The 13,315-nt window shown below is 47.6% G+C and carries 14 protein-coding genes; 4 read left to right on the forward strand and 10 right to left on the reverse strand.

Features of this window, described 5'->3' with window-relative positions:
- Positions 1 to 169: 169 nt before the first annotated feature.
- From astB to D6M16_RS12855, 5 genes are all read right to left on the reverse strand, one after another.
- A complete protein-coding gene (astB, locus tag D6M16_RS12830; RefSeq protein WP_120512272.1) occupies positions 170 to 1,504 on the reverse strand; it encodes an N-succinylarginine dihydrolase in 1,335 nt (444 codons plus the stop codon).
- Positions 1,505 to 2,117: 613 nt separating this feature from the next.
- A complete protein-coding gene (locus tag D6M16_RS12840) occupies positions 2,118 to 2,462 on the reverse strand; it encodes a DMT family transporter (RefSeq protein ID WP_120513164.1) in 345 nt (114 codons plus the stop codon).
- Positions 2,463 to 2,592: 130 nt separating this feature from the next.
- Positions 2,593 to 2,979: a hypothetical protein gene (locus tag D6M16_RS12845; RefSeq protein ID WP_120512274.1), complete on the reverse strand. Its 387-nt coding sequence runs from the start codon at positions 2,977 to 2,979 to the stop codon at positions 2,593 to 2,595.
- Positions 2,980 to 3,175: 196 nt separating this feature from the next.
- Positions 3,176 to 4,141, reverse strand: a complete 966-nt coding sequence (locus tag D6M16_RS12850; RefSeq protein WP_120512275.1) for a cation diffusion facilitator family transporter — start codon at positions 4,139 to 4,141, stop codon at positions 3,176 to 3,178.
- Positions 4,142 to 4,234: 93 nt separating this feature from the next.
- Entirely contained in the window at positions 4,235 to 4,843 is a 609-nt protein-coding gene (locus tag D6M16_RS12855; protein WP_120512276.1) for a DNA-3-methyladenine glycosylase I, read from the reverse strand.
- 345 nt (positions 4,844 to 5,188) lie between these two features.
- Between D6M16_RS12855 and D6M16_RS12860 the strand changes: the two genes are divergently transcribed.
- The gene (locus tag D6M16_RS12860; protein WP_120512277.1) at positions 5,189 to 5,476 is read left to right on the forward strand and encodes a hypothetical protein; all 288 of its coding nucleotides are present in this window, start codon (positions 5,189 to 5,191) and stop codon (positions 5,474 to 5,476) included.
- 278 nt (positions 5,477 to 5,754) lie between these two features.
- Here the strand turns inward: D6M16_RS12860 and D6M16_RS12865 are convergent, their stop codons facing one another.
- From D6M16_RS12865 to phhA, 5 genes are all read right to left on the reverse strand, one after another.
- On the reverse strand, positions 5,755 to 6,111 hold the full coding sequence (locus D6M16_RS12865; protein WP_120512278.1) for a hypothetical protein: 357 nt from the start codon (positions 6,109 to 6,111) through the stop codon (positions 5,755 to 5,757).
- Between the two features lie 162 nt (positions 6,112 to 6,273).
- A complete protein-coding gene (locus D6M16_RS12870; protein ID WP_120513165.1) occupies positions 6,274 to 7,467 on the reverse strand; it encodes a cystathionine beta-lyase in 1,194 nt (397 codons plus the stop codon).
- A gap of 126 nt (positions 7,468 to 7,593) precedes the next feature.
- Positions 7,594 to 8,301 carry a hypothetical protein gene (locus D6M16_RS12875; RefSeq protein WP_162941023.1) on the reverse strand — a complete coding sequence of 236 codons (708 nt, stop codon included), beginning with the start codon at positions 8,299 to 8,301 and terminating at the stop codon, positions 7,594 to 7,596.
- A 479-nt stretch (positions 8,302 to 8,780) separates the two neighbouring features.
- Entirely contained in the window at positions 8,781 to 9,122 is a 342-nt protein-coding gene (locus tag D6M16_RS12880) for a 4a-hydroxytetrahydrobiopterin dehydratase (RefSeq protein WP_120512280.1), read from the reverse strand.
- Entirely contained in the window at positions 9,115 to 9,927 is an 813-nt protein-coding gene (gene phhA / locus D6M16_RS12885; RefSeq protein ID WP_120513166.1) for a phenylalanine 4-monooxygenase, read from the reverse strand. Before phhA ends, D6M16_RS12880 begins: the two co-directional genes overlap by 8 nt.
- Positions 9,928 to 10,443: 516 nt before the next feature.
- Between phhA and D6M16_RS12890 the strand changes: the two genes are divergently transcribed.
- The 3 genes from D6M16_RS12890 to maiA are packed head-to-tail and all read left to right on the forward strand — an operon-like array spanning position 10,444 to position 13,302.
- Entirely contained in the window at positions 10,444 to 11,574 is a 1,131-nt protein-coding gene (locus D6M16_RS12890; protein ID WP_120512281.1) for a homogentisate 1,2-dioxygenase, read from the forward strand.
- A 54-nt stretch (positions 11,575 to 11,628) separates the two neighbouring features.
- Positions 11,629 to 12,651: a fumarylacetoacetate hydrolase family protein gene (locus D6M16_RS12895; protein WP_120512282.1), complete on the forward strand. Its 1,023-nt coding sequence runs from the start codon at positions 11,629 to 11,631 to the stop codon at positions 12,649 to 12,651.
- Positions 12,652 to 12,663: 12 nt separating this feature from the next.
- Entirely contained in the window at positions 12,664 to 13,302 is a 639-nt protein-coding gene (gene maiA / locus D6M16_RS12900) for a maleylacetoacetate isomerase (protein ID WP_120512283.1), read from the forward strand.
- The last annotated feature ends 13 nt before the right edge of the window (positions 13,303 to 13,315 follow it).

Genomic DNA, 13,315 nt, shown 5'->3' on the forward strand with positions numbered 1-13,315 from the left:
GCGATAGCGAAGAATGACCAGGAAATAGTCGGAATGGCATCACTCTGTCTGACAAGTATAGAGGGATACACCGCTGATGGTGTCAGATTTAAGCGAATGATAAAAAAGAAAAAAGCGGCAGCCTTGAGGGCATACCGCTTTAGCTTGGAGAAAACGCTTTAATTGACGCTTAGCGCTGGAATGGGTATACCGACCCCAAAGCCAGAATCTGAGTCAGTTCATCCAGTGCAGCACGGGACTCATCCAGTAACTGAGGATCCGCCAGATCTGCCTCAACCATCTGATCACGATAATGCTTATCAACCCACTGATTCAGGCGGCTGTATAAGCCATCATTCATCAGGGTTGAAGGATTCACTGCACGTACTTCCTGCTCATTCAGCACAACACGCAGACGCAGACATGCAGGGCCGCCGCCGTTAGCCATGCTTTGCTTCAGATCAAACACTTTTACCTGATCAATACCACGTTGCTCTGCCATCAGCTGTTCAACATAGCGCCAGACATTATCGTTTTTGCGGCATTCTTCCGGCAGAACCAGCAAAGTTTCACCGTTAGGCGTTTCGATCAGCTGAGAGTTAAACAGGTAACTGGTTACAGCATCATCGACAGACACAGCGCTGGTAGGCACTTCAATAATATTGAAGCCTTCACCCATTTTCTCTTTCAGAGAGCGGTAAGTGCCCTGCTGATCCAAAAATGCCTGCTGGTGACAGAACAGGATATTCTTATTTCCCACTGCGATTACGTCGTTGTGGAATACCCCCTGATCAATCACATCCGGATTTTGCTGCGCAATCACCACTTTTGCCGGATCCAGCTGATGTAAACGGGCAACTGCTTCGCACGCTTCGAACGTATGGCGGGCCGGGAACACTTTAGGTGCCGGGTGGCGGGTATCGAAGGCGTAACGGCCAAAGACGAAAAACTCAACGCCATGCTCACCGTATTCGTTGCAGAAACGCGTATGGTTCGCCGCACCTTCATCACCAAAATGTTCTACCGCAGGCAATGCCGAGTGGTGAGAAAAGTATTCAGGGTCGGCAAAGGTGCTCCGCAAGATGCGACCTGTCACTTCATGTTCAATGGAGCGGTGGAATTTATTGGTCAGGTTTGCCGGTGTAAAATGGATCTTGCCGTCAGCAGTATCCGCTGATGGTGACACAGTGGCTGCATTCGCGGTCCACATACTGGACGCTGAACAACACGCAGCCAGCACTTTAGGCGCTTGTTTTGCAGCCTGTTCAATAATTGATTTGTCGCTGCCGGTGAAACCCAGGCGGCGCAGAGTGTGGACGTCTGGACGCTCTTGCGGTGCCAGCACACCCTGCAACATACCCATGTCGGCCAGGGCCTTCATTTTGTCCAGGCCTTGCTTGGCAGCTTGTTTCGGATTAGATGGCGCTGCCTGATTTTTAGCAGACGCAACATTACCATACGACAGACCACTGTAGTTGTGCGTAGGCCCTACCAATCCGTCAAAATTCGCTTCACGTGCTTTCATAGACTTTCCATCTCAGTTTATCTCGGGCTAAAGATAACAAAGCTTTTACATTAGCAACAAGATCCAGATAAATGTCTAACCAAATGTTATAAATTAGATATTATCACCAATTTGCAGCATGGCTATTCATCGCTCTGGTGCCGTTTTGTGCTGTGAAAGCCCCGGTAAACAGAGGCTGCATTTACAGCCGGTTTGCCCGCGCTTTGCAGGTGCTTGTCAGATAGCAATGAAGTGGGTTCAGGCCAAACAGGGCATACCGTCTATTGCCCGGCTCAACTTACCCCTCTGTGAGCTCCCCCCTCAAGCGACAGCCGTTTTCACTTGATCCCTGTGCAAAACGAACGCAAAACCATGCGGTCTGCCATTCATTGTTTTAAAAGCATAGACTGTCTGCGGCATGCCGACATTCAACCACAAGCCGTCTTAAAGGGGCTGGAAAAACGGCTTCAGGCGACTGCATATCGAATACATATTTACGCACTTTCCACTGCCGGAAAGTGCGATAATTTTATTATTCTTTCTTTTGATTTTGTGTGGCTGATCAGGTTTATCAGTCCGGACAGCCATGCAGATTGATACCACTTAGCAACAAATGCAATGCAATACTGGACTATCAGTGTGCTAAGGACTTGGAAAATACATTGATGATGACTGTGCCGGCCAGGATCATTCCAATACCGAGCAAAGCGTACAGATCCAGTTTTTGTCCATACCACAGCCAGCTGATCAGTGCGACCAGAACAATTCCAGCCCCACACCAAATGGCGTAGGCCACACCAATTGGAACGACTTTTACCGTCACGGAAAGCAAAAAGAATGCAACGCCATACCCAGTTAATACAACCAAGGTGGGCACAAGTTGAGTAAATTGCTGCGTTTTAGGCAGCATAGAGGTTGCGATCACCTCACAGACAATCGCCATTAATAACGCCAGCATAGGTGGCAGTGCAGAAATCATATGCAGCATGATCGGCTCACTTTAATAAAAAATCAGCCCATTCTACACACGAATTATCTGTGTTTCATGGCATGACAAAAAAATGTTTTGCCTGACTGTCAGTGACACCTTAGCGATAGCACAGGTGTGGTTAACTTTCCCATTCAACCACATGGCCATCGTCATACACACCATCACTGTAAGCCGGAGTGTAATTGATGAAAATGTTGTTCTGCGCAATCGGCAAGGTACGTGACAGGCTGCTGGCTATGAGCTCCAACATGGCTGCAATTTGCGCTTCGGTGTTGAAATTAGGCGCAACCATATCAACAAGAACAGGGTGCGAATTTGATGGTTGCTGATTAGCCAGTTGCCCGCCATGAACGTAATGGCCCGCAGGTATGTATTCCCACACAATCATAATGTGCTGTTGGGGGATCAAGGTGGCGTCGGCAATGGCCTGGGATAAAATACTTAAGGCGACGTTTACATCAACATCCCCCGCGAAGGGTAATGATTTTATACGAATAAGCGGCATACATCCCCCGGTCTCTCATTAGCCAGTCAGCAACCGACCAGCTGTGAAGGTTCAAAAAATCTAAATATACAGTCAGTTAGATAACACACATATCCGGTATTTTCATTTTAAGCCTAGTGAGATCACTTCAATAAAAGAGAATCACAAATGAGACGAAAGGATAAAAAAGTACCAAAAGGCTTATTGAGCTGCGCCCTCAGCGGTTTGTTTTCTTCGCCTGCTGATGAAGTTGTTCATCGAGCGAGCAAGGATTTACCAGTCTCTCTTCACAGGTATAAGGTTCAATATGAATCACCACATCAATCACATTCTCCATCTCAGTGGTAATTCTCTGCTTGAACCGCTCGCTTATCGCATGGGCATTCTCAATCGACATGTCAGGATCCACCAGAATATGGCAATCCAGTAACAAGCTTCCCCCGGTCTGGCGGCTGCGGATCGCATGGATTTCACGAATATCTTTGTCTTCATCAGCCATGTGTACCAAGCGTTTTTCCACTTCTTCACTGCCTCGGGCGTCTGTCAGTTCATTTAAAGCAGGCCAGATGATCTCGAATGCCGCTTTCAGAATCATACCCGTCACCAGTAATGCCGCAATTTGGTCCAGATATTTCAGAGAAGGAAAAATGGCATTGGCAATCACTGCGACAGCGACAGGCACTGAGCTGAGCGCATCACTGCGATGATGCCAGGCATTTGCCCTCAGAACCGCACTATGGACCAGCTTTGCTTCATGCATTATCCACCGAAACAGAAGTTCTTTAATCACAATCGCCGCAACAGCGGCATAAAATGCCAGTATTCCGGGTGCCGGTGGTGCTGTGTCACTGAGCGTTTCAATCGAGTCCCAGCCAATACCAATGCCGACCAGTGCCAGCATCAGACCGATAAACACATTAGCCAGAGTTTCAAATTTACCATGGCCGTAAGGATGATTGCTGTCTGCAGGTGCCATCCAGTAGCGGGAACCCAGCAAAATGACTGCGTCTGTCATTAAATCAGAGAAGCTGTGTACACCATCGGCCACCAGTGCCTGACTACCCGCCAGTTTACCGATTCCAATCTTCAAAACAGCCAGAAAAACATTCAAAATCGCGCCCACCAGGGTCACGGTCCGAATGGTTTTTCCCTTAACATGATGTTGGCCTGATGGCTCTGACATACTCATTCCTACCGCTGACTCCGCACAAACACTCTAAGATTTGTTCTGTCATTTTATTGACGATGAAAATGTAATAACACACTGCATGCTTGTTTACTTGGTATTGGTGTTGGCTGCAGTCCCCTGGCTCATGACGGCGCGCTCGTAACAATAACAGTCAACCAGATGGTCATTCACCATACCTACCGCTTGCATAAAAGCATAACAAATGGTTTCTCCGACAAATTTGAAGCCTCGCTTTTTGAGGAACTTACTCATGGCTTTTGATTCCTCGCTACTTGCAGGCACCTGATCAATGCTCTCCCAGCGATTATTGATCGGCACACCATCAACAAACTGCCACAGTGCAGCCGACAAACTGCCAAACTCTTTTTGTAACGCCAGCGCAGCGCTAGCATTGGTAAAGACGGAATTGACCTTACCTTTGTGCTTAATAATGTCATACCCGGTAAGGATCGCTTCCGCTTCTTCATCACCCCATTCTGCTAATTGCTTAATATCAAAATCAGCAAACGCCTGCCGGTATGCCTCACGACGCTTTAGTATGGTATACCAGCTGAGACCAGCCTGAGCGCCTTCCAGCGTGATGAATTCAAACAAAATTTTGTCATCAGTTACAACCAGCCCCCACTCAGTATCATGGTATTCCCGTTCAAGAGGCTGATGCATTGCCCACGCGCATACCTTCAATTCCTCAACCATCAAATATACCTTTTGGCAATAAAAATAAACATATGATTAAAACAGCAACTAGAAATATAACCGTTATACCTTCAAGTATCGCATTCTTTATTCAATATTATGCTTTTATTAAAAAATCAATAAAAACGATATTTTTTAGCAAGATACACTTAAAGAATACCGAATAAGAAACACTGTACATATCGTTTTCCATACCTATGACAAATTAAGGCAACAAAATTTCACAAAAATATAGCTTAAGTCACAATATTAAATAAATCACATCAAAGAATTTGAATTTCATTCAGGGTATTTCATAATAGTCGCGTCGATATTAAAATATTGACTCGACAATAAGGACTGGAAATGAAACACATCGTTGATTTCATCGAGCAACTTGAAAGAGACGAACACTCTTTCACCATTTGGGTGTATGCCCGAAATGGAAAATTTAGTCCATTTGCCGAAAAAGGAAAATCATCCACAACAAGAGCGCTTCAGAAAGCAATTGATCAGAATTTACAAGTCGTTGTAGAGCTGCTTACACCAGCTGAACACAGTAGTTACTTAATTCTGACTGAAGTACACATTGTTGTGCCGGTGCTGTTCCACCAAGGACAAGTCCATTCAATGGGTAAACCCTTAGCGGCATAAACGCACCAGAATTGTGGAAAAACAAAAAGAAGAACTTGGGCTAGGTTTATTTCTTATCCACATTATTCACGATGCGTTCTAAAACAGACCGAAAGGTCTGTTTTTTTGCCTCATATCTAACCAAACAGTAAGATATATATTTCACTCAAACAAAAAACTTAGGTAATAAATTTATTACTAACAATTAATAACGGCAACAATGAATATAAATCATGACTTTACTCTCCTGTGACGGAAAACAATCCGAGAGATGTTGCCTTGTTTTCCATCTCATAAAGTTAATAAGTACTTGCCTCTGAAACTTTAGGTTCACCAGCCAGTATGTGACTACTTTCCATGAGACGTCGCTGGCCATCATCACACGCCGTTTTTCCGTCATCCCAACCTTCGTTGTAGCGGGTATCTGAATTATTTAAAGCAATATCTTTCATATATTCAGTATCAACCACACCTTTCAAATTTAATGCACTTTCACAGCCCTGATTAAATCCAAAGTGATAAATGCTGTCATAAGGTTCATCGTTAACATATGCCTTTGGAAATAGTGTGTACTCACCTACCCCGTATTCTGAATCCATGCTGGTACAACCCACCAATACCCATGTCCCTAACAATAAAGCCGATACTTTTTTCATGGCCTTTCTCCTTATCATTCAGCCACAAGTGACCCAAACAGGCCGTATGACTAAATTCTAGCCTATTTCAGAAACTTACCTAAAATGTGTTTGGTGTTTATCATCAGCCAGAGACAAAAAAGGCCACATCAAGTGGCCTGCTATCATGAAACAGAGGGTATCTTACTCAGCCGTAAGAACAGCGTTCAGCCTTTCGAATCCTTTTTCCAGATCCCGAATAAGGTCATCGCAATCTTCTAGTCCGATATGAAGCCGTAAAATCGGTCCCGCAAAGTGTTTCTTCTTCGCAGTGCGCAGTTTATTGACATCTTCACTGGCCAGGATCAGGCTTTCGAAGCCCCCCCAGGAGTAACCCATACTGAAATGTTCCATGCCATCAAGTAATGCTGTCAATGCTTCGGTATTGCCCCGGTTAAGCACGACGGAAAACAATCCGTTACAACCTTTAAAGTCGCGAAGATAAAATTCATGCCCTTCACAACTCGGCAATGCCGGATGGCGAACATGGTCAACTTCTGGTCGTTCTGCCAGCCAACGGGCAACTTTCAGGCTGTTCTCCTGATGCTGACGCAGACGCACGCCTAAAGTACGCAGCCCCCGCATCGCCAGATACACGTCATCGGGAGAGGTACACTGTCCCATCAGATAGCTGTGTTCACGTAACTGATCCCAGCAACGCGCATTGGCCGTTGCTGTGCCTAACATCACATCCGAGTGCCCGACAATATACTTAGTCGCGGCCTGAATGGAGATATCAACACCATGTTCAAACGGCTGAAAATTGATAGGAGAAGCCCAGGTATTATCCAGCATAACAACGATGTCGTGCTCATGTGCAATACGTGCAAGTGTGGGGACATCCTGTACTTCCATGGTGATGGAACAAGGCGACTCTAAAAACAACACTGTGGTATTCGGGCGGATTAAATCCCGGATTTCTTCGCCAATCATAGGGTCATAATAGGTGGTTTCAACGCCCATTTTCGCAAGCACTTTGTCACAAAAATCCCGCGTAGGCTCATAAGCGCCATCAACCATCAGAACATGATCGCCCGTTTTGACAAATGACAGAATGGCATTAGAAATCGCAGCTGTACCGCAAGGGTATAACGCACAACCCACACCACCTTCCAGCTCAACCATGGCATCCTGAAAAGCGAAATGCGTATTGGTGCCGCGGCGGCCATAAAAAAGCGCTTTATTCGCCCTGTTGGCGGTGGCGTGCTTCATCTCTTCAACTGAATCAAACACTATGGTGGAAGCGCGGCTGACCGGAGGGTTCACTAATTGCTGAGTCCACTTTTTCGAGCGGCCGGCGGTGATGATTTTGGTATCTAATGCTTTCTTTTCTGCCATGCTGTTCCCAATGCCTGTCATTCGTCCATTTAACCGATAAAGCCATTGCTATCGCAATGGCTCCTTACATCACATGACGTTATCACACTTGCCTTGTGTTTGGGTACAGCGCAGTGGGTGTGCCGGTTATCTTATTGCTGCATAAGATATATCATTCGCGATTGGTGCTGGCGCCGTCTGCGGCCGCGGCTGAGATTTAGGCTGCGGCATCACCACTGCCTGTGGATCTACCATCTCAAGATGAGCACGGTAATTCAGGCATTCTCGCATTACTTCCTGTTCATCTGCCACTTTCGCCGTCAATACCGTCAGTAACACCGCTTTATAGGCAAAGTGACGATGTAACTCTATGGCCAGATTAGCAGAACAGGGTTTATCGCCTAATGGACGCAATACCTGCAACGCCTGGCGTTTCGGGTAAAGCTGAAAAACATTGTGATTAATACCGTTTGCTTCCCGGATTTGGTTTCTGATTTCACATCGGGAAACCGGACTGTAATAGCCGTAGTCTTCCTCGCCGGCCACACGTTTGAGATAGGCATAATGCAGATGGGTCATAGTGCCATGCAGTGCCGGCAGGCTGAGAAATATAATGTCTTCATAGTCCTCACCCAGGGTTTGAAAAATCCCTCTCGTCTGCGATACAAAGCCATGATTCAGCAAGCAGGTGATAGACTTCAGCCCCGCCATATATTGCGTCAGCACCGCCAGCATCGCCGTATAAAGCTCCGGTGGTTCAGTAATGTTTTCACGGATATTTTCATGAAGTGTCTGAAGCTTATACTCCAGAAACTGTACAATCTGATGGTTCAGCTTCATCTCTGCGTCATACATAGCGCCGCCCCCATTTCTGTTATTGTCCGGATCATACCGATCCGTGATACGCCACAGTGCTTTGCAGGTAGTCCACTTCCTGTCAAATCTCAAAACCACGACAAGAATGTGATCTTTATCATGCAAATAGAGTGCCGGGTAATAGCTGCGAGTGAACGCGGCGGTACAGAGATGGAGGTGTAAATTTTTGTGACTTGCATCGCATTTTGCAAGGCGAAATGCAAAACACGGATCTGTAAAGAATATTAAAGGCTGCAGCAGGGCTTGCATCTGCGAAACCTGACCTTGATGCCTGTTAAATCGGCACACAGACAACGTCAGATAAAAGTCAGAACTCAGGTTAAGCACAATAAAGTGTCAATAATCCTGACACTGTAAAAGCTTGCCATCATGAGCAGCCAACGAAAAAAAGCGCCGGTAATCCAGCGCTTAAGACGTATTTTTTTCTGAATGATGTGTACTGTCGATAAACTCAGCGTTTAATTTTCAAACAGACGATCTGTTTTCGCGGCGCAGATAAAGTCGTTTTTATGCAGCCCTTTGATTGAATGGCTCCACCAGTTTACCGTGGCTTTACCCCACTCAAGTGTGATGGTGGGATGATGAAATTCTTCTTCGGCCATTTCTGCAACCTGGTTAGCAAACGTCCAGGCCAGCTTAAAATTCTTAAACTTATACGCCCTTTCCAGTTGCTTGATACCCTCTACATTGAGCACTTCCCACTCTGGAATCGCTTTCATCAGCTCAGCCATTTCATGGTCTGTCACCATAGGGGCGTCAATTTGACAGGCCTCACACTTCAATTCAGTTAAATCAGACATATTCCCCAACTTGCTCCTTGTTCTTCGGTGGGTACAAAGGTGCATGCAGACCCAAAGACTGGGCCTGATGAACCATACTCATGATGTCTTGATGTGCCAGCTCAAACAGTTGCTGTATACCATCAATCTCAAAATAAATCGGCTGCATGATGTCGATACGATAAGGCGTGCGTAACACATCAACAGGATCAAACACTTTGTAAATCGGTTTATCACTGGTCATTGCATATTCGGTTTCGCCCGGTGATGACAGAATGCCGCCACCGTAAATCCGGCGCTCACCTTGCTGGCGCATCAGGCCAAACTCGACGGTAAACCAGTACAAACGCGCTAGGTAGACCCGCTCTTCCTTGGAAGCAGCGAAGCCTAAACGGCCATAGGTGTGGGTAAATTCGGCAAACGCCGGATTAGTCAGCATGGCGCAGTGGCCAAACACTTCATGAAAAAAGTCAGGTTCCTGCAGATAATCGAATTCCTCCCGGCTGCGCAGGAATGTCGCCACCGGAAACTGTTTATTGGCCAGCAATTTGAAGAAGCGGTCGAAATTAATCAGCGCAGGCACTTCAACGCACTGCCAACCTGTGCTTTTCATCAGCACCTTATTCACTTCCGCCAGTTGCGGCACGCGATCGACAGGCAGATTCAGCAGTTCCAGCCCTTGGATATATTCATCACAGGCCCGGCCTTTAATGCAGCCAAGCTGTCTTGTCACCAGATCGTGCCAGATCTGGTGCTCATCGTCAGACCAGTGAATAAAGCCGTTTTCATCCGGCTGTTTCGATACATACTTTGTCGCTTTGCCCATAAAACAACCTTCTATGTCTCTCTGCCTTACCTTGGCAATCATCAGCTCAACGGTCTGTTTTTCCGGCTCAGGCATTGCTGAGCTGCGAATAAACAACAGATAAGTCTGGAGCTGTCCCTTCTCGTTTAAGGGTAGGCGTTTTAGGGATCGCAATGGAACCATCTGAGTGGAATCGCACATTTCATTCAGTGTAACAATAATTTTACATACCCTTGATTGCTCAGCACCTGTCAGGCCAGATTGAAAAAACGAAGCAGAGCACCGACTTAGACCATCAATAAGAACATACAGTTATGTAAAAAAAACCGCACACTTTGCAAAAGTGAATATTGGTAAAGGGGTTGCTTGTTAAGTCGCTCTCAACCAGAGTTAAAGCAGAAGGTTAACACTATGTTAAGCCAGATAAGCCGATACACAGCTATCAAAGTTATCAGGGCGTCTGGCACACAAGGATAGGGACAGTGGGTTTGTCACTGCTGACAAACGCAGGCTGTCATCGTCAATGAGGACCCAAAGATGCGTCACTGGTTTCAATTTCCGATTATAGAAGGTAAAGCCTCACGTCAGGCCCACTGCGACCTGCCGGAAGGTACGTATGAACGTGAATGCGGTAAAGAAGGCTTCTTTGGCCCTGCAAGCCACATGTATCACAGCAATCCGCCGACAGGCTGGGTGGAATGGGACGGCCCATTGCGCCCCCGCGCCATAGACACGACCCGCCTTGAGCAGCCCGGTGAATCGCCCTGGGATGCGTCATTAGTGCTGTACAACAACCAGCTGAAACTCAGAGTCTGGAATACCACCAAGAGCATGAACCATCTGGTTCGCAATGGTGATGGCGATGAAGTACTTTTCATTCATCAGGGCAGCGGTCAGCTGTATTGTGATTATGGCCACCTGGCCTTCACCGAAGGCGACTACATCACCATTCCCCGTGCGACCAGCTGGCGTATTGAGGTTGAAGAGCCGGTGTCGATGCTGCTGATTGAAGCCACCAACAGTGGTTATCAGATGCCGGATCGCGGTCTGGCCGGTCAGCATGCCGTGTATGACCCGGCAGTGCTGGAATACGCCCGTATCGACGACGCATTTCTGGCTCAGCAAAATAATGATCAGCGCTGGCAAGTCAAACTGAAAGCCCGCGATCAGATGAATACCATCACCTACCCGTACAACCCGCTTGATGCGCAGGGCTGGAAAGGGAACCTCACCGTCTTCAAACTGAACTGGCGTGATATCCGCCCGCTGATGAGCCATCGCTATCACCTGCCGCCGTCAGCCCATACCACATTCGTCGCGCATGGTTTCGTCATCTGTACTTTCGTCCCTCGTCCGATCGAGTCTGATCCAGGCGCGCTCAAAGTGCCGTTTTATCACAACAACGATGACTACGATGAAGTACTGTTCTACCACAAAGGCAACTTCTTCAGCCGCGACAATATTGAAGCCGGCATGATCACTCACCACCCTTGCGGCTTCTCACATGGTCCGCACCCGAAAGCGCTGGCGGCCAGCCAGTCGCAGCCGAAGAAAGAAACCGATGAAGTGGCGGTGATGATCGACACCCGATATCCGCTGGAAGTCGCGGATCTGCCGGAAGGCGTTGAAAACAAAGACTATGTATATTCCTGGATCAACCGTAAGTGATCCACCGGCGAAAAAACAAGCATTAGATTTACATTGTAAAGTAAGGAGTAAAACGTGAAATTAGCTTCTTTAGACCAAGGCCGTGACGGACAACTGATTATCGTTTCACGTGATCTCACTCAAGCCGTACATGCACACGACATCGCACCGACACTGCAGTTTGCTTTGGATAACTGGGATCAGGTCGAAGCGGATCTGCAACATCTGTATCGCAACCTCAACGATGGTATTGCCAAGGATGTCTTCCCGTTCAATCCGGCTCACTGTGCGTCTCCGCTTCCTCGCGCTTTTCAGTGGGCTGACGGCAGTGCATATGTCAATCATGTCGAACTGGTTCGCAAGGCACGCGGCGCTGAAATGCCGGAAAGCTTCTGGACCGATCCCCTGATGTATCAGGGCATGTCAGATGGTTTTCTTGGCCCTCACCAGAATATTGAAATGGCCGATGAAAGCTGGGGCATCGATTTTGAAGGCGAAATTGCAGTTATCACCAATGATGTACCTATGGGCACACGCACCGAAGAAGTCCACGGCCATATCAAACTACTGATGCTGGTCAATGACGTGTCGCTGCGTAACCTGATCCCCGCCGAACTGAGTAAAGGTTTTGGCTTCTTTCAGTCCAAACCTGCTTCAGCTTTTTCGCCTGTCGCCGTTACCCCGGACGAACTAGGTGACAGCTGGCATGATTACAAAGTCCATCAGCGCCTGACTGTACATCTCAATGATAAGTTGTTCGGTGAACCTAATGCCGGTGTAGACATGACGTTCAACTTCGCCGAGCTGGTCCAGCATGTGGCCAAATCACGTCATATCTGCGCGGGTACCATCATAGGATCCGGTACTGTCTCAAACGTTGATCGCTCCAGTGGCTCCTGCTGCCTGGCTGAACGTCGTATGCTGGAAATCATTGACCAGGGACAAGCCATCACACCTTTCATGAAATTTGGCGACAAAGTCAAAATTGAAATGTTTGACGACAATGGCGACTCTATCTTTGGCGCGATTGAACAGACAGTGGTGAAATACCAGCATCAGTACGCTCCTGCCGATCTGAACCACCATAAGCCAGATTAATAAGGAGGCCGGATGACGCTTTATGACTATTTCCGCTCATCCGCCGCCTACCGGGTGCGTATTGCGCTCAACCTGAAAGGGTTGAGCTATACCAGCCACCCGGTGTCTCTGGTGGATAAAGCACAACAATCACCGGCTTATAAAGCCATTAATCCGTCACAACTGGTGCCGACACTGGATACGGAGCATGGTCAGCTTAGCCAGTCGCTGGCCATCATTGAATGGCTGGAAGACAGCTATCCAGAGCCGGCGTTACTGCCCCGCGATCTATGGCAAAAAGCACAATGCCGGGAACTGGCGCTGAGCATCGCCTGTGATATTCACCCGGTTAACAACTTGCGTATCCTCAACTATTTAACGCAAGAGCTGGGAGTGAGCCAGGAAGATAAGCTAACTTGGTACCACCATTGGCTGCACCAGGGCCTGGCTGCACTGGAAGCCAGAGTAGCGGCAAGGCAAGCTAACCAGCCGAGCACCTTCTGCTGCGGCGACACGCCCTCGCTGGCCGATATTTGTCTGGTCCCTCAGCTTTATAATGCCCGCCGGTTTGAGCTTGACTTGTCCCCCTACCCGACACTGGTCAGAATCGATGCCGCCTGCCAGAAACTGGCGCCTTTCGAGCAGGCTCACCCGGATAATACGCCACAATAAAAGCATCAGAGCG

Source organism: Photobacterium salinisoli (genome assembly GCF_003614885.1).
In the GTDB taxonomy this organism is placed as follows: domain Bacteria; phylum Pseudomonadota; class Gammaproteobacteria; order Enterobacterales; family Vibrionaceae; genus Photobacterium; species Photobacterium salinisoli.